This is a genomic window from Solirhodobacter sp., from assembly GCF_964715405.1.
This window is the reverse complement of sequence record NZ_CBAICG010000013.1, coordinates 14,214-36,957: the sequence shown is the minus strand read 5'-3', so window position 1 is coordinate 36,957 and position 22,744 is coordinate 14,214. Positions and strand designations below refer to the sequence as shown.

20 protein-coding genes are annotated in these 22,744 nt (G+C 68.7%); 9 read left to right on the top strand and 11 right to left on the bottom strand.

Annotated elements, in window-relative coordinates; genetic code table 11:
- Window positions 1-114: 114 nt before the first annotated feature.
- From pyrC to AC11WY_RS07890, 3 genes are all read left to right on the top strand, one after another.
- Window positions 115-1,152, top strand: coding sequence for a dihydroorotase (gene pyrC, locus AC11WY_RS07900; RefSeq protein ID WP_482924207.1), 1,038 nt, complete (start codon window positions 115-117; stop codon window positions 1,150-1,152).
- A 117-nt stretch (window positions 1,153-1,269) separates the two neighbouring features.
- A complete protein-coding gene (locus tag AC11WY_RS07895) occupies window positions 1,270-1,950 on the top strand; it encodes an orotate phosphoribosyltransferase (protein ID WP_482924205.1) in 681 nt (226 codons plus the stop codon).
- A 239-nt stretch (window positions 1,951-2,189) separates the two neighbouring features.
- A complete protein-coding gene (locus tag AC11WY_RS07890; protein WP_482924203.1) occupies window positions 2,190-3,677 on the top strand; it encodes a replicative DNA helicase in 1,488 nt (495 codons plus the stop codon).
- A 70-nt stretch (window positions 3,678-3,747) separates the two neighbouring features.
- Here the strand turns inward: AC11WY_RS07890 and AC11WY_RS07885 are convergent, their stop codons facing one another.
- Window positions 3,748-5,580 carry an ABCB family ABC transporter ATP-binding protein/permease gene (locus AC11WY_RS07885; RefSeq protein WP_482924201.1) on the bottom strand — a complete coding sequence of 611 codons (1,833 nt, stop codon included), beginning with the start codon at window positions 5,578-5,580 and terminating at the stop codon, window positions 3,748-3,750.
- 92 nt (window positions 5,581-5,672) lie between these two features.
- Window positions 5,673-7,166 (bottom strand): LysM peptidoglycan-binding domain-containing protein, encoded by a 1,494-nt coding sequence (locus AC11WY_RS07880; protein ID WP_482924199.1) that lies wholly within the window; start codon window positions 7,164-7,166, stop codon window positions 5,673-5,675.
- Between the two features lie 105 nt (window positions 7,167-7,271).
- On the opposite strand from AC11WY_RS07880, the gene AC11WY_RS07875 reads away from it, so the two are divergent.
- Window positions 7,272-7,829 carry an LOG family protein gene (locus tag AC11WY_RS07875; RefSeq protein WP_482924197.1) on the top strand — a complete coding sequence of 186 codons (558 nt, stop codon included), beginning with the start codon at window positions 7,272-7,274 and terminating at the stop codon, window positions 7,827-7,829.
- Between the two features lie 16 nt (window positions 7,830-7,845).
- Here the strand turns inward: AC11WY_RS07875 and AC11WY_RS07870 are convergent, their stop codons facing one another.
- The 7 genes from AC11WY_RS07870 to AC11WY_RS07840 form a co-directional block, all read right to left on the bottom strand.
- Window positions 7,846-8,736, bottom strand: coding sequence for a metallophosphoesterase (locus AC11WY_RS07870; RefSeq protein ID WP_482924195.1), 891 nt, complete (start codon window positions 8,734-8,736; stop codon window positions 7,846-7,848).
- Between the two features lie 7 nt (window positions 8,737-8,743).
- Window positions 8,744-9,343 carry a superoxide dismutase gene (locus tag AC11WY_RS07865; protein ID WP_482924193.1) on the bottom strand — a complete coding sequence of 200 codons (600 nt, stop codon included), beginning with the start codon at window positions 9,341-9,343 and terminating at the stop codon, window positions 8,744-8,746.
- Window positions 9,344-9,559: 216 nt separating this feature from the next.
- Window positions 9,560-10,126, bottom strand: coding sequence for a sarcosine oxidase subunit gamma (locus AC11WY_RS07860; protein ID WP_482924191.1), 567 nt, complete (start codon window positions 10,124-10,126; stop codon window positions 9,560-9,562).
- Window positions 10,119-13,130, bottom strand: a complete 3,012-nt coding sequence (locus AC11WY_RS07855; protein ID WP_482924189.1) for a sarcosine oxidase subunit alpha family protein — start codon at window positions 13,128-13,130, stop codon at window positions 10,119-10,121. Before AC11WY_RS07855 ends, AC11WY_RS07860 begins: the two co-directional genes overlap by 8 nt.
- Window positions 13,127-13,450: a sarcosine oxidase subunit delta gene (locus AC11WY_RS07850; RefSeq protein ID WP_482924187.1), complete on the bottom strand. Its 324-nt coding sequence runs from the start codon at window positions 13,448-13,450 to the stop codon at window positions 13,127-13,129. Before AC11WY_RS07850 ends, AC11WY_RS07855 begins: the two co-directional genes overlap by 4 nt.
- Complete coding sequence (locus AC11WY_RS07845) at window positions 13,444-13,905, bottom strand: hypothetical protein (RefSeq protein WP_482924186.1); 462 nt, start codon at window positions 13,903-13,905, stop codon at window positions 13,444-13,446. Before AC11WY_RS07845 ends, AC11WY_RS07850 begins: the two co-directional genes overlap by 7 nt.
- Entirely contained in the window at window positions 13,905-15,152 is a 1,248-nt protein-coding gene (locus AC11WY_RS07840) for a sarcosine oxidase subunit beta family protein (RefSeq protein ID WP_482924184.1), read from the bottom strand. Before AC11WY_RS07840 ends, AC11WY_RS07845 begins: the two co-directional genes overlap by 1 nt.
- 215 nt (window positions 15,153-15,367) lie before the next feature.
- Here AC11WY_RS07840 and ccmI point away from each other — a divergent pair, with 215 nt between their 5' ends.
- The 4 genes from ccmI to AC11WY_RS07820 all read left to right on the top strand — a co-directional run bounded on the left by ccmI (window position 15,368) and on the right by AC11WY_RS07820 (window position 19,214).
- Entirely contained in the window at window positions 15,368-16,885 is a 1,518-nt protein-coding gene (gene ccmI / locus AC11WY_RS07835) for a c-type cytochrome biogenesis protein CcmI (protein WP_482924182.1), read from the top strand.
- Window positions 16,882-17,367 carry a Holliday junction resolvase RuvX gene (gene ruvX / locus AC11WY_RS07830; protein ID WP_482924180.1) on the top strand — a complete coding sequence of 162 codons (486 nt, stop codon included), beginning with the start codon at window positions 16,882-16,884 and terminating at the stop codon, window positions 17,365-17,367. The genes ccmI and ruvX overlap by 4 nt, the downstream gene beginning before the upstream one ends.
- Window positions 17,349-17,594, top strand: a complete 246-nt coding sequence (locus tag AC11WY_RS07825) for a DUF1289 domain-containing protein (RefSeq protein ID WP_482924178.1) — start codon at window positions 17,349-17,351, stop codon at window positions 17,592-17,594. The genes ruvX and AC11WY_RS07825 overlap by 19 nt, the downstream gene beginning before the upstream one ends.
- A 66-nt stretch (window positions 17,595-17,660) precedes the next feature.
- Window positions 17,661-19,214: a phytoene desaturase family protein gene (locus AC11WY_RS07820; protein ID WP_482924176.1), complete on the top strand. Its 1,554-nt coding sequence runs from the start codon at window positions 17,661-17,663 to the stop codon at window positions 19,212-19,214.
- A 106-nt stretch (window positions 19,215-19,320) separates the two neighbouring features.
- On the opposite strand, the gene AC11WY_RS07815 is transcribed toward AC11WY_RS07820, so the two are convergent.
- A complete protein-coding gene (locus tag AC11WY_RS07815; protein ID WP_482924174.1) occupies window positions 19,321-20,199 on the bottom strand; it encodes a hypothetical protein in 879 nt (292 codons plus the stop codon).
- A 128-nt stretch (window positions 20,200-20,327) separates the two neighbouring features.
- Here AC11WY_RS07815 and AC11WY_RS07810 point away from each other — a divergent pair, with 128 nt between their 5' ends.
- Window positions 20,328-21,500 (top strand): multidrug effflux MFS transporter, encoded by a 1,173-nt coding sequence (locus AC11WY_RS07810; RefSeq protein ID WP_482924172.1) that lies wholly within the window; start codon window positions 20,328-20,330, stop codon window positions 21,498-21,500.
- On the opposite strand, the gene dusA is transcribed toward AC11WY_RS07810, so the two are convergent.
- The gene (dusA, locus tag AC11WY_RS07805; RefSeq protein ID WP_482924170.1) at window positions 21,497-22,525 is read right to left on the bottom strand and encodes a tRNA dihydrouridine(20/20a) synthase DusA; all 1,029 of its coding nucleotides are present in this window, start codon (window positions 22,523-22,525) and stop codon (window positions 21,497-21,499) included. The two genes, AC11WY_RS07810 and dusA, sit on opposite strands and share 4 nt — an antisense overlap.
- Window positions 22,526-22,744 lie beyond the last annotated feature (219 nt).

Sequence of the window (22,744 nt, the reverse complement as noted above, 5' to 3'; positions counted from 1 at the left end):
GGATGCAGACCGCATCGCCCGATTTGCAGGCGCACCCGCACAGCAAGCGGGCACCGCCTGAACCGCCGCCGCCACTGGAAATCCCCCGTGCTTTTGTGTAACGCGGTGCGCATCATGACCGACACCCTCACCCTGCGCCGCCCCGACGACTGGCACCTGCACCTGCGCGATGGGGCAATGCTGCACGGCATCCTGCCCGAAAGCACGCGCCACTTTGCCCGCGCCATCGTGATGCCGAACCTCGTGCCCCCCGTGGTCACCGCCCGGCAAGCCGCCGACTATCGCGAACGCATCCTGAAGGCGCTGCCCGAGGGCGCCGCCTTCACGCCGCTGATGACGCTTTACCTGACCGAAGAGACCGACCCCGAGGACGTCATCGCCGCCTTCGCCAACGGCTTTGCCCAGGCGGTGAAGCTTTACCCGGCGGGCGCCACGACAAACTCCGCCTCGGGGGTGCACGACTTCACGCGGATCCGCCCGGTGCTGGAGGCGATGGCCGAGATCGGCATGCCGCTCTGCGTGCATGGCGAGGTCACCGACCCCGCGGTGGACATCTTCGACCGCGAGGCGGTGTTCATCGACCGCGTGCTGGAACCCTTGCGCCGCATCACCCCCGGCCTGCGCGTGGTGCTGGAGCACGTCACCACCCAGGAAGGCGTCGCCTATGTCCGCTCCGCGTCCGAGGGCCTGGGTGCGACGATCACCACGCATCACCTGATCCTCAACCGCAACCACATCCTGGTTGGCGGCATCCGCCCGCATTACTACTGCCTGCCGGTCGCCAAGCGCGAGATCCACCGCCTCGCGCTGCGCGAGGCCGCGACCTCGGGCGATCCGCGCTTCTTCCTCGGCACCGATTCCGCCCCCCATGTCGACGCGCTGAAAGAGGCCGCCTGCGGCTGCGCGGGCTGCTTCACCGCGACCAACACGCTGTCGATCCTCGCCCATGTATTCGAGGACATGGGGCGGCTCGACCGGCTGGAAGGTTTCGCCTCGCTGCACGGCCCCGCCTTCTACGGCCTGCCGGTCAACGCGGACACGGTCACGCTGCGCAAGGGAAACCCGGTCGCCTATCCCGCCAAGATCGACACCGGCGCGGGGCCCGTCACCGTCTTCGACCCCGGCTTCCCGCTACTTTGGCACGTTGAATGACCCCCCATTCATCTTGGCGATACATATCCCCGCCGGAGGCTCCCGGCGGCGCCGTCGGAGCCTCCGGCGGGGATACTTGAACCAAGATGAACGCCGCACGACAGAAGGACCGACCCCATGCTGCTGCCCTCCTCCTACCCCGCGCCCGCCGAGATCGCCCGCCTGACCGCGCGGATGCTGCTGGAGATCCGGGCGGTGCATTTCAACGCCGAAACGCCGTTCACGCTGGCGTCGGGCCTGCCGTCGCCGACCTACATCGACTGCCGCAAGCTGATCAGCCATCCGCGCATCCGATCCACCCTGATGGATTTCATGGCCTGCACGGTGCTGCGCGGCGCGGGCTTCGAGGCCTTCACCAACATCGCGGGCGGCGAGACGGCGGGCATCCCCTTCGCCGCGATGCTGGCCGAACGGCTCGGCCTGCCGATGACCTATGTTCGCAAGAAACCCAAGGGCTACGGCCGCAACGCCCGCATCGAGGGCGTGATGGGTGAAGGCGACCGGGTGCTGCTGGTCGAAGACCTCGCCACCGATGGCGGCTCCAAGATCTCGTTTGTCGAGGCGATCCGGGCCACCGGGGCAACCTGCGCACATACCTCGGTGATCTTCTTCTACGACATCTTCCCCGGCGCGCGCGAGGCGCTGGCCGAACAGGGCATCACCCTGCACGCGCTCTGCACCTGGTGGGACGTGCTGGCCGAGGCGCGCACCGCAGGCGCCTTCGACGCAGCCACGCTGGCCGAGGTCGAGCGCTTCCTGACCGCGCCGCGCGCCTGGCAGGAGGCCCGCGCCACCTGAAAATGGCGGGGGACAATATCCCCGGGCCACGAGGATAACCCGCGCCGCCGCGCCGGCCGGGAATCGCCATCCGCTGCACAAGGCGCGACATGGCCCCCCAGATCTGGTAGGGTCAATTCCATCCACAAGCCATCCACAGGGTTCAGCCGCGATTCGTCCGCAAGGCTCCACAGGGTTCTTCCCCTTGCCTCGCGCGACCGTGAACGGTTACTCAGCTTGATCAGGGACAGGGGCAGGACATGAACGACATCACGCCGATCCGGCCGGGGCTGCCGCAGGCCCTGGAACCGGAAACGGCACCGCATAACGTCGAGGCCGAGCAGCAACTGCTGGGCGCCATCCTCACCAACAACGACATCTACGACCGCATCTCGTCCCTCGTGCGGTCCGAGCATTTCTACGAGCCGGTGCACCAGCGCATCTTCGAGGTCGCCGCCGCCCGCATCCTGAAGAACGCGCTCGCCTCGCCGGTGACGATCAAGGCCTTCCTCGAGGATGACGCCGGGCTGAAGGAACTGGGCGGTGCCGCCTATCTCGCCCGCCTCGCCGGGGGCGCCATCGCCGCCTATGCGGCGCGCGACTATGCCCAGATGATCTATGATCTGGCGGTGCGGCGCGAACTGATCACGCTGGGCCGCGACATCGCCGCCCGGGCCGCCAAGATCGAGGTCGCATCCGAGCCGAAGGACCAGATCGTCGAGGCCGAACAGCGGCTGTACCAGTTGGGCGAACAGGGCGTGGCGGAACGCGGCTTCCAGTCCTTCCTCAAGGCGGTCACCGATGCGGTGAACATCGCCAACGCCGCCTACCGGCGCGAAGGCGGGCTGGCCGGAATCTCGACCGGCTTGATCGACCTCGACAAGAAGCTGGGCGGGCTGCACCCCTCGGACCTCTTGATCATCGCCGGGCGCCCCTCGATGGGCAAGACCTCGCTGGCCACCAACATCGCCTTCAACATCGCCAAGGCCTACAAGCGCGGCCGCACCGCCGAGGGGGTCGAGGGCGCGGTGCAGGGCGGCGTGGTCGGCTTCTTCAGCCTCGAAATGTCGGCCGAACAGCTTGCCGCCCGTATCCTGTCGGAAGCGTCCGAAGTGCCATCCGAACAGATCCGCCGTGGCGACATGACCGAGGCCGAGTTCCGCCGCTTCGTCGAGGCGGCGAAGGCGCTGGAGGCCTGCCCGCTTTACATCGACGACACCCCCGCCCTGCCGATCAGCCAGGTCGCCGCCCGCGCCCGGCGGCTGAAGCGCACGCAGGGGCTTGATGTGCTGATCATCGACTACCTGCAACTCCTGAAGGGCTCGTCGAAAGAGAACCGGGTGCAGGAGGTCTCCGAGATCACCCAGGGGCTGAAGGCGATCGCGAAAGAGCTGAACATCCCGGTGATCGCGCTCAGCCAGTTGTCGCGCCAGGTCGAAAGCCGCGAGGACAAGCGCCCGCAACTCAGCGACCTGCGCGAATCCGGCTCGATCGAGCAGGACGCCGACGTGGTGATGTTCGTCTACCGCGACGAATACTACCGCGAGCGCGAAAAGCCCGGCGATGACAACCTCGAAGCGATGGCCAAGTGGCAAGAGGCGATGGCGCGGGTGCACGGCAAGGCCGAGGTGATCATCGGCAAACAGCGCCACGGCCCGATCGGCACGATCGAGCTGAGCTTCGAGGGCCGCTTCACCCGCTTTGGCAACCTCGTGAAGGCCTGGCAGGCCGGGCCGCAGGAGTATTGATCCGGGCGTCTTTCCGCTTCTTTCTGGCGGAAACACTCCGGGCGGGCTGGGGGGCGTGAAGCCCCCGCCTTCAGGCGGCTTCCTCGTCCGCCTCCTCGGCCTCGGCCGACTGGCGGTTCCACATCGCGGCATAGCGGCCGCCGTGGGCCAGCAGGTCGTCGTGCTTGCCCTCTTCCACGATCACGCCCTGTTCCAGCACCACGATGCGGTCGGCGTCGGCGATGGTGGACAGCCGGTGGGCGATGGTGATCACGGTGCGGCCCTTGCCCATCGCCTTCAAGCTTTCCTGGATGTCGCGCTCGGTCTGGGTGTCCAGCGCCGAGGTCGCCTCGTCCAGCAGCAGGATCGGCGGGTTCTTCAACAGTGTGCGGGCGATCCCCACGCGCTGCTTCTCGCCGCCCGACAGCTTCAGCCCGCGCTCGCCGACCTTGGTCTGATAGCCCTCGGGCAGCGACACGATGAAGTCGTGGATCTTCGCCGCCCGCGCGGCTTCTTCGATCTCGGACGGGCTCGCCGTCGGGCGGCCATAGGCGATGTTGTACAGCACGGTATCGTTGAAGAGCACGGTATCCTGCGGCACCACGCCGATCTGGGCGTGCAGGCTGTCCTGCGTCACGTCGCGCACATCCTGCCCGTCGATCTTCAGCGACCCGCCGGTGACCTCGTAGAACCGGAACAACAGCCGCCCGATGGTGGACTTGCCCGAGCCGGAGGGCCCGACGATCGCCACCGACTGCCCGGCGCCGACCCGGATCGTGACGCCCTTCAGGATCGGTCGCGCCGACTCGTAGCCGAAGAACACGTTGTCCAGCACGACCTCGCCGCCCGTCACCTTCAGCGCCCGCGCGTCCGGCCGGTCGATGATCTCGGCGGGCTGGTCCAAGAGGTCGAACATGTCCGACATGTCGATCAACGACTGCCGGATCTCGCGGTAGACGGTGCCGAGGAAGCCAAGCGGCTGGGTGATCTGCATCATGTAGGCGTTGACCATGACGAAATCGCCGACCGTCAGCTTGCCCTGCTGCACGCCCAGCGCCGCCATCACCATCACCGCCACCAGCCCGGCGGTGATCAGCAGCGCCTGGCCGAAGTTGAGGAAGCTGAGCGATTGCCCGGTCTTCACCGCGGCGTCTTCATATTTCGCCATCGCGCCGTCGTAGCGCATCGCCTCGCGCGCCTCGGAGCCGAAGTATTTCACCGTCTCGAAGTTCAGCAGGCTGTCGATCGCCTTCTGGTTGGCGTCGGTATCCTGGGTGTTCATCTCGCGCCGGATCTGCACCCGCCATTCGGTGACGCGGATGGTGAAGATCACATAGGCCACGATCGACACCAGCACGACCAGCGCATACCAGACCGTGAACAGGCTCGCGAAGATCACCAGCACGATGATCAGTTGCAGGATCAGCGGGCCGACCGAAAAGAGCGTGAAGCGCAGCAGGAAATCGACGCCCTTCACGCCGCGCTCGATCACGCGGGACAGGCCGCCGGTCTTGCGCGTGATGTGATAGCGCATCGAAAGGCGGTGGATATGGGTGAAGGTCTCCAGCGCCAGCAGCCGCAGCGCGCGCTGGCCGACCCGCACGAACACCGCGTCACGCATTTCGCCGAAGCCGACGTTGAACAGCCGCGCGATCCCGTAGGCGACCGTCAGCCCGATCGCACCCATCGCCAGCAGCCAGGTTTCGTCATGCGACTTGCCCACCAGACTGTCGACCGCCGCCTTGTAGAAGAATGGCGTGGTCAGCGAGGCGACCTGCGCGAGCACCAGCGCGACCAGCGAGATCACCACGCGGCGCTTCACCCAGGCCTGCCCCTTGGGCCAGAGGTAGGGCAGAATCCGGCGGATCGTGCGCAGGGTGCCCTTGTCGCCGCCCCCGGTGGTGCCTGTTTCGTTAAGGCTCATGTCCGTCTCCTCGGTTGCGGGCATACCTAGGGCGGTGCGGGGAAGAACGCCAGTGCCCCGGATGCGCAGCTAGCCTGCGGCAGCGCAGGGGCCTAGTTGCTGCCGGGCACCGCGAAGACCTGGCCGGGGTAGATCAGGTCGGGATTGCGGATCTGGTCGCGGTTGGCGGCGAACACCTTCACGTAAAGGATGCCGCTGCCCAGATTGGTGCGCGCGATGCCCCAGAGCGTATAGCCCGGCTGCACCGTGATGATCGCCGCGCGCACCCCCACCGAGGGGCCGCCGATCACCCCCGCCGAGGCCAGCGCGGTGGAGGATTCGCGCTTGAACGGCGTCTCGAACCGCGAGGTGACCTTGCCCGCCGCGTCGATCTGATCGGCGCGCAGCGTGTAGACCCCCTCGTGCAGGTCCGGCAGCGTCAGCTTCCACTTGCCGTCGGCGCCGATCAGCACGGTGATGACGGGCGCATTGTCGATGTAGATGCGCACATTGGCACTGGCGCTGCCATGCCCCGACAGTTCCACCGCGCCGGTCTCGGAATAGGCAATCGCGTCGATGCCGACGTTCTGCATCGTTTCCGCCGACGCGGCGGCAGGCTGCATCACCGTGACGCTGCCCTTGTCGGCCAGCAGGACGGCAGGCGCCTCCGCTGTGCTGGCGGCGCTGCCAGCCGCCGGGGCTGCCGCTGTCGCGGGCGCGGCCTGGACCGGCTGCGGCGCCGCGGCGATGGCGCCTGGCAGCGCGGCCGTTTGCGTGGCGGCGCCCGGCGCGGGTGCGGCCTCGGCCGGTTGGGCGGCTGGCGGCATGGCGGCCGCCGTCTGGGTGCCGGTTTGCGCGGCCGTCGCGGGTGCCGGGGCAGCCGTCCCGGTCGCGCCTGTCGCGGTCGAGGCCGTTGCGTCCGGTTGCGCTGTCGCCGCGGGCACCGGCGGCGTTGTCGCTGCGGTCGCCGGGGCGGGGATTGCCGACGCCGCCGTCGTCGATGCCGGGGCTTCGGGGGCCGCCGTCGTCGCCGCGGCGGTGGCGGTGGGCGCCTGGCCAGTCGTTGCCGGGGCCGCGCTCGGCACCTCGGCGGGTTTGGCCGTGGGCGCGACGATGACGCTTTGGGTCGAGGCCACCTTGGTGCCGTCGGCCAGCGTCTCGGTCAGCGTCACGACACGCGGCTGATCGGACGGGGCAAGGCTGAACATCGCGGCGAAATGCCCGCCGCCATCGACCGGCGCGGTTGCGGCGGAGGCGTCATCCACCCTGACATCGACCGTTGCACCGCCCTCGGCCCGACCCGCGACCGTCGCGCTGCCCTCCGGGGTGACGCGCACGATATCAAAGCTGGGCACAACCGGCGCGGGCACGGCTGGCGGAGTGGCCAGGGCGGTCTGGCTCGCGATCTGGCTCGCGGTCTGATCGGCCGGAGCGGGCGCTGTTGCGGGCGCTGTTGCGGAAGGCGCCAGCGCGACCGCGGGCGCCTGCGGCGGCATCGCGGGCGGCGCGTGCCGCAACCAGATGAACGCAACCGCCGCCACCGCAAGTCCCGCCACCGCGAAAGCAGCCGCCTTGCCACCTGTCCCCAGCTCGTTCCAGCCCTTCATTCCGTCTTCCCCGCCAAGCCGACCATCCCCGGCCGACGCTTGAGTGGCCCTATGAACCCCGCTATCAGGGGCCAAAGCAACCCCTATTGAAAAAGCGATGTGCCGATGTCCCGTCCCTTGCGTTCCGTGTGCGTCTACTGTGGCTCCCGTTCCGGCACCAGCGCCGCCTACACCGCGGCGGCGCGCGACGTGGGGGCGCTGATCGCGGCGGAGGGCTGGCGGCTGGTCTACGGCGCGGGCGATGTCGGGCTGATGGGCGAGGTCGCGCGCACCGCGCAGGGTGCGGGGGCGGCCACCTTCGGCGTGATCCCCACCCACCTTCTGCGCCACGAACAGGGCAAGCGCGACCTATCGACCCTCGTCATCACCGAGACGATGCACGAGCGCAAGAAACTCATGTTCGTGAACTCCGACGCGATCGTGGTGCTGCCGGGCGGCGCAGGCACGCTGGACGAGTTCTTCGAGGTGCTGACCTGGCGCCAGCTTGACCTGCACGCCCGGCCGATCTTCCTGCTGGATACCGAAGGCTACTGGCAACCGCTGCTGGCGCTGATGGAGCACATCATCGCAAAGGGCTTCGCCCCCGCCGAAATGCGCGACTATGTCACCGCCATGCCGGACGTGGCCGCCCTTGCCCCGGCGCTGCGGGCCGCCCTGTCCTGACGCGGCGCCCGGGCCGTCAGCCGAGGTCCACCACGGTGATTTCGGGCGGCACGCCGAACCGCACCGGGATGCCGCTATAGCCCAGCCCGCCCGACACGACGAGGTGGCGCCCGGTCTCCTCGACCGGGCCGTAGGCATAGCGGTTGCCGTAGTCCGAGGGCACCACCGGCGAGTAGCCGAACAGCCGCACCTGGCCGCCGTGGGTATGCCCGCTCAGAGTCAGGGCGACACGGCTTGGCACCTGCGGAAAGATGTCGGGCTCATGCGCCAGCAGGATCACCGGCGCGTCGTCGGTCACCTGCGCCAGCGTGCCGGGCAGGTCGTCCACCCCGGTCCAGTGGCCCTTGCCGTCGGGAAACGCGATCTGGTCGCCCAGGCCCGCCAGCCAGAAGGCGCCCGCCCCGGTGCCCAGCCGGATCGCGCGGTTCTCCAGCACCGGGATGCCGTTCGCCGCCAGCGCCAGACCGGCGCGGGTCGGCCCGGCGCGGCGTTTCTGCGCCATCGGATCCTGCCACCAGTCATGGTTGCCCAGCACCGCATGCACCCCCAGCGGCGCCGACAATCCGGCCAGCACCGGGCAGGTTTCCTCGGGCGGGATCGCGCGGGTGATGAAGCGCGAATTGGCCGGCAGATCGCCCAGCACCACGGTCAGGTCGGGTTTCAGCGCGTTGGTGCGCGCCACGACGCGCGCCAGCCGACCCAGCGTCAGATAGGGCTCGCACATGTGCAGATCGGTCAGGATGGCCACGCGCAGCCGCTGCCCGTCGGGCCAGCCCTGCGGCCGGATCGCCCAGCGTTGCACGCGCAACTCCAGCGCCGGTTCCACGAAAAAGCCGTAGACCGAAGCGGCAAGGCCCGCCAGGGGCAACCCCAGCAGGCCTTTCAGAAGGGTGCGACGGTCGATCACGCCAAGGTCAAAGGCGCGAGGCCACGTTTTCCCAGTTGACGAGGTTGGTGAGGAAGTTCGTCAGATAGGCCGGGCGCTTGTTGCGGTAGTCGATGTAGTAGCTGTGTTCCCACACGTCGCAGCCCAGAAGGGCGGTCTGCCCGAAGCAGAGCGGGTTCACCCCGTTCTCGGTCTTGGTGACCTTGAGCGACCCGTCCTTGTCCTTCACCAGCCAGGCCCAGCCCGAGCCAAACTGGCCCGCACCGGCGGCGGCGAAGTCGTCCTTGAACTTCTGCACCGACCCGAAGGCCTCGGTGATCGCCTTTTCCAGCGCGCCCGGCATCGCCTTGGCGCCCGGCCCCATCATCTGCCAGAACTGGGCATGGTTCCAATGCTGGGACGCGTTGTTGAAGATGCCGTTCTGCGCCACGGCGCCGGCCTGATAGGTGCCGCGGACGATATCCTCGACCGACTTGCTTTCCCACTCGGTGCCCGCGATCAGCTTGTTGCCGTTGTCGACATAGGCCTTGTGGTGCAGGTCGTGGTGATACTCCAGCGTCTCTTTCGACATGCCATGAGCGGCCAGCGCATCATGGGCATAGGGAAGGTCGGGAAGTTCGAATGCCATCGGAGCAATCCTTTCGCGCGAGGGTGAACGTCAGGGGGAATAAGGCCCCTCGGGCGCCGAAGGTCAAGCGAAGATGGGCCCGCCGCACCCCGATGCGCGCCGGTCAGCGCTGGACGCAGTGCCCCTGCGACACGTCGAGGTTGTTGAAATCACTGACCATCAAGCGCCGGAACACGCTCTGCCCTGCTGTGCTCACGGTCGCGTCATGGACGCGCGTCAGAAAACCCCGACCTCGCTGCCCTTCGCGGCGGCGTTGGCCAAGAGGTCGAACACGTAGCGCCCGACCGAGCGGAACGAGACCAGCGTGAACTCCTCGGGCCCGCTGATCCAGAAGGCGGCGGCCACCTGGGCCACGCGGGTGCGGCGCAGTTCGCCGGGGCCGAAACTGGCGCGCGCCAGATCGACGGGGCAGAGCTTCATCAGCACCTCGCGCGCCCGCGTCCCCTTGATGCGGAACACCGCGCGGGCGTCCGACACATCCACCGCCAGCGCGTGTTCCCCCGCCAGCGCCGACGTCAGCGCGGCAAGCACCCCCGGCACCTCGGCATAGGGCAGCGTCAGCAGCACCTCGTCGGGCGACATCCAGCCCGCGCCGCGATCCGCCGCCATCTCGATCCGCCGGGGCGCGGGCACGGCAACGCCCACTGCCGCCATCACCGCCGCCTGCAGGGCGGGCGAGGCCAGCACACCGCGCAGCGTGATCATGCCGACCGGCCCGATCTCTTCCACCGTCGCGAAGCCGTCGAACCGGGTGCCGCCCAGCGCACTGGCGATGTCAGACATTCTGCTTCTCCCCGTCCTTGTCGAAGACCACCTGATCGACGATCTTTGCGACCACCGAACCGCCGCCGATCTTCGGGAATTCCACCGTCTGGCCCATCCGCTCGGGCCCGCGCCGCACCAGCCCCATCGCGACGCCGCGCTTCAACGTCGGCGAGTAATAGGTTGATGTCACACGGCCTTCGGTGTTGCGCTGGCCGTTCGCGTTGGTCCCCGGCGCCACCGCGATGGCGCCATCCGGGATCACCGATCCGTCCAGGCTTTCCAGCCCGACCAGCTTCCAGCGCTCCGGGTCGGTCATGTGCACCCGCTCCTGCCCGCGCTTGCCAAGGAAGTCCGCCTTCTTCTTTGAAATCGCCCAGCTCAGGCCCAGATCCTGCGGGATCACCGTCCCGTCGGTCTCGTCCCCGATCATGATGAAGCCCTTTTCCGCCCGCAGGATGTGCAGCGCCTCGGTGCCATAGGGCATCGCGCCGAATTCGGCGCCCGCCGTCACCACGGCGTCCCAGAACGCACGGCCCTCGCTGGCCGGAACCGCGATCTCATAGCTGAGTTCGCCCGAAAAGCTGATCCGGTAGACCCGTGCGCGGAACCCGCCCAGCGTGCCGTCCGCCCATTGCATGAACGGCAGCGTTTCCTTCGACACATCCATGCCGCCCAGCAATTCCAGCACCTTGCGGGCCTTCGGCCCAACCACGGCGACCTGCGCGAACTGCTCGGTCAGGTTGGCCACATAGACCTTCCAGTCCCACCACTCGCATTGCAGCCAATCCTCCATCCAGGCGTGGATGCGGTCGGCGCCACCACTGGTGGTGTGGCACAGCCAGGTCTGCTCGTCGATGCGCGCCACCACGCCGTCGTCGCTGAGAAAGCCGTTCTCGTTGCACATCAGGCCATAGCGGCACTTGCCGACCGGCAGCGTCGACATCACGCCGGTGTAAAGCATGTCGAGGAACCGGCCCGCGTCCGGCCCCTTCACCACCAGCTTGCCAAGGGTCGAGGCGTCCAGCAGCCCGACGTTTTCGCGCGTGTTCAAGACCTCGCGATGCACCGCGGCTTCGGTGCTTTCCCCGGCGCGCTTGTAGCAATAGGGGCGGCGCCAGAGGCCGACCGGCTCCCACTCCACCCCGTTCGCGTCATGCCATTCGTGCAGCGGCGTGCGGCGCAGCGGTTGAAACATCTCGCCGCGCGCCTCGCCCGCCAGCGCACCCAGCGGCACCGGCGTGTAGGGCGGCCGGAACGTGGTGGTGCCAACCTGCGGAATGGGCGCGTTCAGTGCATCAGCAAGCACCGCCAGGCCATTGATGTTGCTAAGTTTCCCCTGATCCGTCGCCATTCCCAGCGTGGTATAGCGCTTGGTATGTTCGACGCTCTCGTAGCCCTCGCGGGCCGCAAGCTGCACATCCGACACCTTCACGTCGTTCTGGTAGTCGAGCCACATCTTGGCCCGCAACTCCGGCCCGGCACCCTGCGGCATGATCCAGACCGGCTGCATCGGCGCCTCGGCAGCAGCTTCGGCGACCGGGTGCGGCGCCGAGGCGCCCGTGGCCCCGGCCTGCGAGGCTGCGGTGCGCCCCGCCGCATCGGCATCGGCCAGCGTGTCGCGCGCCAGCAGCGCTCCATTGGCCGCCCCCGCCGCGATCACGAAGCCCGCGCCATCGTCGCCCGTCGGCGGGCGCGTGGCGTCGGGGCGGAAACAGGCCCGTGCATCGTCCCAGACCAGCTTGCCGCCGCAATGGCTCCACAGGTGCACGACCGGCGACCAGCCGCCCGACATGGCGACCGCGTCACAGGAAATCTCTTCCAGAACAGCACCTTCGCCCGCCTGCAGGCACAGCGACACGCCGGTGACGCGCTTGCCGCCCTTCACCTTGGCGATGGCCTTGCCGGTTTCCACCCGGATGCCTGCCGCGCGCGCCGCCTGCGGCAGCGCGCCAGTCGCTTCAGGCCGCGCATCGACGATCACCGGCACCATCAGCCCCGCCGCCTTCAGCGCCAGTGCGGTGCGGTAGGCGTCGTCGTTGTTGGTCACCACCACGGTGCGGTCGCCCGGCGACACGGCGAAGTTCACCACGTAGTCACGCACCGCCCCCGCCAGCATCACGCCCGGAATGTCGTTGCCCGCGAAGGACAGCGGCCGCTCGATCGCGCCCGTCGCCGTCACGATCCGTTTCGCCCTGATGCGCCACAGCCGGTGCCGGGGCCGTCCGTCGCCGGGGGTGTGATCGGCCACATTCTCATCGGCCAGCACATAGCCGTGGTCATAGACCCCGGCCGCCATGCAGCGCAGCCGAAGCGTGACATTTTGCATCTTCTCAAGGGCTTCGACGGTGAAATTGACCCACGCCTCAGCGGGTTTGCCGTCCACCGTCATGCCATCCACCGGCGCGCGGCCGCCCCAGTGGGCGGTCTGCTCGATCAGCATCACGCGGGCCCCGGCTTCCGCAGCGGCCGTTGCGGCCTGCAACCCCGCGATGCCGCCGCCGACCACCAGCACGTCGGTGAAGAAATACGTGTATTCGTAACGGTCTGCGTCGGGTTCCTGTGGCACCTTGCCCAGCCCCGCCGACTGCCGCACGATCGGCTCGAACACATGTTTCCACGCCGCGCGCGGATACATGAAGGTCTTGTAGTAGAACCCGCCGGGCAGCATCCGGGCGGCGTAGTTGTTCAGCACGCCGATGTCGAACTCCAGGCTCGGCCAGTGGTTCTGCGAGGTCGCATAAAGCCCGTCGAACAGTTCGGTCGTGGTGGTGCGCTGGTTCGGCTCGAACCGCCCGCCCTGACCGAGATTGACCAGCGCGTTCGGCTCTTCCGCCCCGCTCGCCACCACGCCGCGCGGACGGTGGTACTTGAAGCTGCGGCCGACCAGCATCTGGTCGTTGGCCAGCAGCCCTGCCGCCAGCGTATCCCCGGCGAACCCGCGCAAGCGGTTGCCGTTGAACGAGAATTCCACCGATGTCGCGCGGTCGATCAGACGGCCGCCACGGGCCAGACGCGTGCTCATTTCCAGCCCTCCCAGCCCGGCCGTTTCGCCTTGATCTTGTCGATCAGGTCGGCCGGGGGTTCCTTCGATTGCGCGGGATAGGTGCCGAACACCTCCAGCGTGGCGGTATCGCGGGCGGCAAGGAACCATTTCCCGCAGCCATAGGCATGGCGCCAGCGTTCGAAATGGACGCCCTTGGGGTTCTTGCGCGCGAACATGTAGGACTCGAAATCGTCATCTGACGACCCCGCGCCGAAGCGCTTCAGATGCGCCTCGTAGCCGGGGGCAAGCTCGGTTTCCTCGGCCTTGACGCCGCAGTAGGGGCAGGTGAGGGTCAGCATGAGGTGACCTCCCATTTAGCGACTTTGCATAGGAGCAAGTCGCCGTAGCCCCAGATGATCGTCGAAATAAGTGTCATTGCTATCTCAACAAAAAGGACGAACGCCGCCAATCGCGGTATTGAGGCGGACAGGTCGTTCGCCATTGTGCGGGCTTTAGACACGTCATCTGACGTCATACGCATCAGAAATTCGTTGCCAGATGAACGTAATCCGAACGCATATTCGTTCTGCAATTTGGACAACCTACTTGACCAGTAGAAGTTCCAAATCAGCGCGATAGCGATACCTATCGCACCCCAGCGAGAAAACCTAGTTGCATCGTTGGCAGAAAAGACAAGCCCACCCAAGAAGATAGCCGTGGCGACGCCTGCACTGATATGAGCCCATTTTCTACATGTTTGAAGAGATGCCGTGATCTCCAGGGCAATCTTCTCAACTTCTGCAATACTCGCCATCAATGCGCCACCCCCGCCGCCACGGACTCATCAATGAACCGCCCCTCGCGGAAGCGCTCCATGCCGAACGCCGCCGCCAGCGGTCCCGGCTCGCCCTTCGCCATCAGTTCCGCCATCGCCCAGCCCGAGCCGGGAATCGCCTTGAACCCGCCGGTGCCCCAGCCGCAGTTGATGAAGCAGTTGCCGAGCGGCGTTTTCGACAGGATCGGCGAGCGGTCGCCGGTCATGTCGACGATCCCGCCCCACTGCCGCAGCATCTTCAGGCGCGAGATCATCGGGAAGGTCTCGATCAGCGCGCGCAGGGTTTCCTCGATATGCTGGAAAGACCCGCGCTGGGTGAAGTTGTTGAACCCGTCGGTGCCGCCGCCGATCACCATCTCGCCCTTGTCGGACTGGCTCATGTAGCCGTGCACCGTGTTGGCCATCACCACCACGTCCATGCAGGGCTTGATCGGCTCGGACACCAGCGCCTGCAAGGCGACCGCCTCCACCGGCAGGCGGAAGCCCGCCATCTCGGCGACCTGCCCCGAATGCCCGGCCACCACGATGCCCATCTTCTTGGCCCCGATGAAGCCCTTCGTGGTCTCCACCCCGGTGACGCGGCCAGCCTCGGAGCGAACCCCGGTCACCTCGCACTGCTGGATGATGTCCATCCCCATGCCGGAACAGGCCCGCGCATAGCCCCAGGCCACCGCATCGTGCCGCGCGGTGCCGCCGCGCGCCTGATAGAGCGCGCCCAGCACCGGATAGCGCGGCCCGTCGATGTTGATGATCGGCACCAGGTCCTTGACCTTGGGCGGCTCGATCCACGAAGTTTCGACTCCTTGCAGCGTGTTGGCATGCACCGTGCGCAGGTAGCCGCGCACCTCGTGGTGGGTCTGCGCCAGCATCAAGAGCCCGCGCGGGCTGAACATCACGTTGTAGTTCAGATCCTGGCTCAGCGTCTCGTAAAGGCTGCGCGCCTTTTCATAGATCGCGGCCGAGGGATCCTGCAGGTAGTTCGACCGGATGATGGTGGTGTTGCGGCCGGTGTTGCCGCCGCCCAGCCAGCCCTTCTCGATCACCGCGACATTGGTGATGCCGAAGTTCTTGCCAAGGTAGTAGGCCGTGGCCAGCCCATGCCCCCCGGCGCCGACGATCACGACGTCGTAGGATTTCTTGGGCACGGGCGAGCGCCACGCACGCTCCCACCCCTGATGAAAGCGGAGCGCCTCGCGGGCGATGGCAAAGACGGAATAGCGTTTCATCGGCGGATCGATTCCCCCTGGCCCCGGCCCTGCGGCCCTGCATGCGGTTCTGGAACGGGACCGGTATATATCCGCACCTGCCAGCGGCACAATCGGGGAAGAATACGACATTGCCCTGCGACACGCCGCCCGGCCCCACGCCGGGGCCATGGGGCGATTGGGCCTTTTTCGGCCCGCAAATCCGCCCTACATGGAAGGCGCAAAGGGAGACGCCGATGATCGACTGGGAGTTCTGGATCGCCGCTGGCGGCGTGACGGCGGTGGTCACGGCGGTGATGCTGCTGGCGCTGCGCGGCGGGCGCGGGGCGGAACCGGCGGCGGGCTACGATCTGCAGGTCTATCGCGACCAGTTGACCGAGGTTGATCGCGACCTGGCCCGCGGCACCCTTGGCGCCGACGAGGCCGGACGGTTGCGCACCGAAGTGGCGCGCCGCGTGCTCGACGCCGACCGCGCGCTGGCAGGCGGCGCGCCCGTGGCACGCGCGCCGCGCGCCGCAACCTGGGTCGCGGCGCTGGCGATGGTGACGGCCGGGGTCGGCGCGCTCCGGCTTTACGACCGGATCGGGGCGCCGGGCTATCCCGACCTGCCCAACACCGAACGGTTTGCCGAGGCGCAGCGGATGCGCGACGCGCGCCCCTCGCAGGCCACGGTCGAGGCTCAGGTGCCGCCAGCCCCCGCGGCGCAGGTCGAGCCGGGCTTTCTCGACCTGATGACCAAGCTGCGCGCCGCCGTGATCGCCCGGCCGGACGACCTGCGCGGCGAGCAGCTTCTGGCGCAGTATGAGGCGCGGCTGGGGAATTATCCGGCTGCCTGGAAGGCGCAGGCGCAGGTGATCCGGATCGAGGGCGCCAACGCCAGTGCCGAGGATTATGTCTCGCAGGCCGGGCTGATGATCCTCGCGACCAACGGCTTCGTCTCGCCGCAGGCGGATCAGCCGCTGGCGAAGGCGCTGCAACTTGACCCCAGGAACGGCACCGCGCGCTACTACACCGGCCTCATGTTCGCCCAGACCGGGCGGCCGGATGTGGCGTTCCAGTTCTGGGCGCCGCTGCTCGATGAAGGCCCGGCCGATGCGCCGTGGATCGCGCCGGTCCGGGCGCAGATCGCCGACGTCGCGCAGTTGGCCGGCATCAACTACACCCCGCCGCCGATTCCGGGCGCGCCCGGCCCCTCGGCGAGCGACCTGCAGGCCGCGGCGCAGATGTCGCCCGAGGCGCGCCAGCAGATGATCCGCGGCATGGTGGACCAGCTTGCCGCCCGGCTCGACGCGCAGGGCGGCAGCTCGGCGGAATGGGCGAAACTGATCCGCTCGTACGGGATGCTGGGCGAAGTGGACAAGCAGAAGGCGGCGCTGGCCAAGGCGGCGGCGCAGTTCGCCAATGCCCCCACCGATCTGGCCGTGGTGCAGGCGGCGGCGCAGACCCCGCCGCCAGACGCCGCGTCGACCGGCGCAGGGACGCCGGACGCCACGGACCTGCAGGCCGCCGGGCAGATGGCGCCCGCCGACCGGCAGGCGATGATCCAGAGCATGGTGACCAAGCTCGCCGAGCAGTTGCAGACCCAGGGCGGCACCCCGGCGCAATGGGCGCAATTGATCACCGCCTACGGCGTGCTGGGCCAGACCGGCAACGCGCGCGACATCTGGACCAAGGCGCAGAGCGTCTTTGCCGGGCATGACGCCGACCTCGCCACCGTCCGCGCCGCCGCCGAAAAAGCCGGGGTCGCCGGGTGAGCGTGTTCGAGACCATCGAGGATTTCGCCGGCGTGCTGCCGCCGGTGCGGGCGATCGCCGGGCTCGATCTGGGTGAAAAGACCATCGGCGTGGCGATCTCCGACCGGCTCTGGTCGGTCGCGACGCCGACCCAAACGATCCGGCGCACCAAGTTCACCGAGGATGCGGCGGCGCTTCTGGCCATCGCCAAAGCGCGCGAGTTGGGCGGCCTGATCCTCGGCCTGCCGCGCAACATGGATGGATCGGAAGGCCCGCGCTGCCAGTCCACCCGCGCCTTCGCCCGCAACCTGTCGCGCCTGACCGACCTGCCGATCGGCTTCTGGGATGAACGCCTGTCCACCGTCGCCGCCGAACGCGCGCTGCTGGAGGCGGATACGTCGCGCAAGCGTCGCAAAGAGGTGATCGACCACGTCGCGGCGGGCTATATCTTGCAAGGTGTGCTGGACCGCATGCAGCACCTCAGATGGGAAAGCGGCACGTGAACGACGACCTCTGGCAGCGCGACGAGATCGAAAGCCCCTGCGTCAAGATCTGCGTCGTCCACCCCGAGGCGCGGCTCTGCGTCGGCTGCCTGCGCAGCATCGACGAAATTACCCGCTGGTCGAAAATGTCTCCCGAAGATCGTCGTGCCGTGATGGCCGAACTGCCCGCCCGTGCGCCGCTGTTGCAGAAACGCCGCGGCGGCCGGGCGGCACGGCTGGCGCAATAGCCTGCGCCAGATCAAGGCGCCGGTCCGCGAAGCTGGCATCCTCCCTTCCGAAAGGGAGGGTCGATCATGCCGCAAGTCTGGGATGCCATCGTCATCGGATCGGGGCTTGGCGGCCTGACCGCCGGGGCGCTTTTCGCCCGCGCCGGGCACCGGGTTCTGGTGCTGGAACGCAACGACACCATCGGCGGCGCCGCCACCACCTACCTGCGGCACGGTCGCCGCTTTGAGGCCTCGTTGCACGAGACCACGGCCCCCGGCATGCCGGGTGACCCCAAGACCGCGATCTTCCGCGCCCTCGGGCTCGACAAGACCATCGAACTGGTGCCGATCGACATCTTCCAGCAGGTCCGCTCGCCGCTGCTGGGCGAACCGTTCAACCTGCCGCACGGGTTGGACCGCGTCACCGCCGCCCTGACCGCGCGCTTTCCCGAGGCGGAGGCGGGGATCGCCAGCTTCATGGCGCAGATCGGCCGCAGTCTGGAGGCGGTGGCGCTGTTTTCCGACCGCCACGACGGCACCTGGTGGCGCGGCCATGCCGCCGATCTGCCGCTCGACCTCTGGGCACTGGTGCGCGACATGGGCGCCTCGCTGTCCGAGGTGATGCGGCGGCATTTCGGCGACGATGATCTGGTGAAGCTCGTGCTGGCGGCGAACCTGCCCTATTACAGCGACGACCCCGACCGGTTCTGGTGGCTGGGCTTTGCCATCGCGCAGGGCGGCTATCTGGCGGGCGGCGGCCACTACATCAAGGGCGGCTCGGGGCGGCTGACCGCGCGGCTGGCCGACATCATCCGCGAGGGCGGCGGTGCGGTGCAAACCGGCCACCGCGTCACCCGCGTGCTGACCGATGCCGCCGGGCGGGCGACCGGCGTCGTGGTCGATGGCGCGACCAGTGAAATCGTCGCGACCGCGCCGGTGATCTTTGCCAATGCCGCCCCGGCGGCGGTGACGCCGATGCTGGATGCGCCGCTGCGCGACGCCTTCCTGGCGCGCTACGCCCGGCATCGCCCCTCGATCTCGGTGTTCGAGATCACCCTTGCCCTGTCGCGCCCCGGTGCGACGCTGGGGATCGACAGCTATTCCACCGTGCTGCTGCCGGGCTGGATGGAAACGCCGGGCGATTTCCGCGCCGCCGGGGCGCTGCTGGGCGCGGCGCCCGGTGGCCGGATGCCGCCGCTGATCGTGATCGACTATGGCCAGATCGACAGCGGTCTGGCCGAGGACACCCCCGCCCCGGTCAGCATCACCGGCCTGGACCGGCTGGAAAACTGGGACAGCCTGTCGCCCGCCGACTACGGCGCGCGCAAGGCGGCCTGGATCGCCGCGATCACCGCCCGGCTGGACCAGGAATGGCCCGGTTTTGCCGCCGCGGTGGTGACTGCGGACATGGCGACCGCGCGCACCATGCGCGACACCCTCGGCACGCCGGGCGGCGCGATCATGGGCTTTGCCCCCGATGCGCCGCAGGGGCTCGCCAGCCTGCCGGTCGGCGTCGAGACTTCGGTGCCGGGGCTGTGGCTCGCCTCGGCCTGGGCCGGGATGGGCGGCTTCACCGGCGCGATGAACGGCGGCGCGATGGCAGCCCGCGCGGCGCTGCGCGCCCTGGGGGAGAGTGCCTGACCGACTGGAAGCGGTGCAAACGTCGGTGCGAAATCGGTGCCTTTTCGGTGTTATTTCGGTATCACGATTTCCAAGCTTTCCCAGCGGCTTGCACGCCAAACCTGCGTTACGGCGCCGCCAGCCAGTCGCCGATCCCGCCCGGCAGTTCGGGGCGGAAATAGGCGATGGCGCGGCCCTCGGCTTCGGCGCCCGCGCCCTCGGCCCAAGGCGCCACCCCGTGCAGGGCGAGGCGGTGAATGACGTAAGCCTCGCCCGGCCGGGCCGGGATCGTCACCCGGCGGCAGGTGTCGAACACCTCGCGGCGGGCGGCATGGTAGGCGTCGGTGACGTCCACCTCGGGCCAGTCCGCCTCGGCATGGCCCGCCAGCGCGGCGGCAAAGGCGCGCCGCATGATGGTGTGGCTGCCTTCCCACACCACGACCGGCGCGGCCTCAGGGTCGCTTTCGGTGACCGGCAGGCCAAGGATGAAGCCGTGCGGCTCGCGGATCATCCGCCGCCGCGCCGGGCCGATCGGCAGCAGGCCGTCGACATGGGCGGCGTCGCGATCGCGGCGATAGCGGAAGGCGGCCGCGCTCTCCTCGGCCGAGGGCTGCGGGTAGCCGGGCCGGGTGACGGACAGTTGGCCGGCGTCGAACGGCAGCGACAGACCCAGCGCATCGGCGATGAAATCGACCGCCGCGCCGCCCAGCGGGGGCCCGCCGCCGATCCGCCCCGCACCATCGTTCGCCAGCACGTTGACCCCGGCGAACCAGGTGCCGCCGCAGCGCCACCAGTGGGAATTTTCCTCTGCCGCCAAAGCCTTGAGCGCGGCGGGGCGGGCATGGCCCAGCCAATCCTCCACCACGGGATCGGGGCCGAAGCGGACCCAGCCGGTGGCGAAGAACCCCGGCCCTACCATCCGGCCGCCTTGCGCGGCACGATCATCGGCAGCAGCGTGGCGAATTCCGGCATCGGTAAAGCCTTGTTGCCCTGTCGCCCCGGACATAGCGCGCGCCAGACGGCCGCGCCAGACTCTGGCGCTGCATCCTGTGGCGCAGATGTCGCTTTGCGTCTCGCCAGACCCGGCGACGGCGGGTAGAACCGCGCCGAGCCCGCAGCACCGGAGCCCGCGCGATGACCGACTCTCGCCTGAAGGCCGCCCTGATCCTCGGGCTGATGTCCTGCGTCGGCCCCTTCGCCATCGACATGTACCTGCCCGCGATGCCCGCGATCGGCCGAAGTCTCGGCGCACCCGTGGCGGCAACGCAGGGCACGATCACGGCCTATTTCCTCGCCTTCGGGCTGGCGCAGTTGGTCTATGGCCCCTGGGCCGATCAGGCCGGGCGCAAGCTGCCGCTGTATGCGGGCCTCGCGATCTTCATCGCCGGGTCCATCGCCTGCGCGCTGGCGCCGTCCATCGGCTGGCTGACGGCGGGGCGGTTCGTGCAGGGGCTGGGTGGGGCGGCGGTGATGGTGGTGCCGCGGGCGATCATCCGCGACCTGCATACCGGGCCGGATGCGACGCGGCTGATGGCGGCGATCATGCTGGTGATCTCGGTCTCGCCGATGCTGGCGCCGCTGGCAGGGTCGGGGCTGATCGCGGTGGCGGGCTGGCGGGCGATCTTCGCCGTTCTGTGCGGCGCAGCGGGGCTGAGCCTGCTGCTCGTCGGCTTCATCCTGCCCGAGACGCTGCCGCGCGAACGCCGGGTTCCGGCCGACCCGGCGGCGATGCTGGCTGCTGCGGCGCGGCTGCTGACCGACCGGGCGTTCCTGACGCTGACCTTCACCGGCGGTTTCGGCATGGCGAGCTTCTTCGTCTTCATCGCTTCGGCGGCCTTCGTCTACACCGGCAGCTTCGGGCTGTCACCGACCGGATTTTCGCTCGCCTTCGCGGTGAATGCAATCGGCTTCTTCGCCAGCTCGCAGCTGGCCGCGGGGCTGGGGCTGCGCTTCGGCGCCCCGCGTGTGGTCGCGGCGGCGACGGCTGGCTTCGCATTCACGACGCTGGCGCTGCTGGGCGTGGCGGCGGTTGGTGGCGCGACGCTGTGGGTCGTGATGGCGGGCCTCTTTCTGGCCAACGCCTGTCTCGGGCTGGTGATCCCGACGACGATGGTGATGGCGCTGGATGCGCATGGCGACGTGGCGGGGATGGCCTCGTCGCTGGGCGGCACGCTGCAGATGCTGGCGGGCGGCGCGATGATCGCGCTGACGGCGCCGTTCTTCGACGGCACCGCGCTGCCGATGCTGGCGGCAATCGCGCTCTGTGGCGTGCTGGCGTTCGGTCTGTCGCGGTTGGCGCGGGCTTAGGCCGCGGCGCGGCTGACTTCGGCAAGTGCGGCATCAAGCACGTCGAGGCCCGCGCCCGGCAGGGTCGCGCGTTCCGACAGGACGCGGCGCCAGAGCCGGGCGCCGGGCTGGCCGTGGAACAGGCCCAGCATATGGCGGGTGATCTGGTGCAGGCGGCCGCCTTGCGATAGGTGGCGGGCGATGTAGGGGCGCATCGCCTCGACCGCCTCGTGGGCATTGAGGCCGCGCGGGGCACCGAAAATGCGGCGGTCGGCGTCGAGCAGGATCGCGGCGGGGTCGTGATAGGCGGCGCGGCCGACCATCACCCCGTCAAGGCCATCGGCCAGCAACCCCTCCACCGCGTCGAGCGAGGTGATGCCGCCGTTGACCGAGAGATCGAGCGCCGGGAAGGCGCGTTTCATCGCGAGCACCAGCGGCGTGTCGAGCGGCGGAACCTCGCGGTTTTCCTTGGGCGACAGGCCCTGAAGCCAGGCCTTGCGGGCGTGGATGGTAAATCGTTTCACCCCGGCGGCGGCGACGGTTTCAAGGAAGGCGGGCAAAGCGTCTTCCGGGGTCTGGTCATCCACGCCGATCCGGCATTTCACCGTCACCTCAACCGGGCTGGCGGCGATCATCGCGGCAACGCAGTCGGCCACCAGCGCCGGGCGCTGCATCAGCACGGCGCCGAAGCAGCCCGATTGCACCCGGTCCGAGGGACAGCCGCAGTTCAGGTTGACCTCGTCATAACCCCAGTCGGCGGCGATTCGGGCTGCCTCGGCCAGTTCCCTGGGGTCCGAGCCGCCCAGTTGCAGCGCCACCGGATGTTCGGCCGCGTCAAAGTCCAAGAGCCGCCCCCGGTCACCGTGCGTCACGGCGGCAGAGGTGACCATTTCGGTGTAAAGCAGCGCGTGGCGGCTGAGCGTGCGGTGAAACACGCGGCAGTGCCGGTCGGTCCAGTCCATCATCGGCGCAACGGAAAGGCGGTGCGCCCGTGGGGCGTCGGGCGAAGCTTGTCCGAAACGGGGGCCGACGGCGTTCAGGGGCATCCGTGTCTCTCTCGTTCTTGCCGGGGCGGCGGGGCGAGCCTGTCTAAAGCGAATTGCATTTATCATGACTCAGAATTCGCCCCAAGACTCGGGCGAATTCTGATGTCCATACGTCAGATAAAACGCAATTCGCTCTAGCATCCCCGGCGACAGGACGAAAGCCGGAAACCCGGCGCGCCCCGGCCCCGCCGACAAAGACGCGCAGCGGTCGGCGCGCCC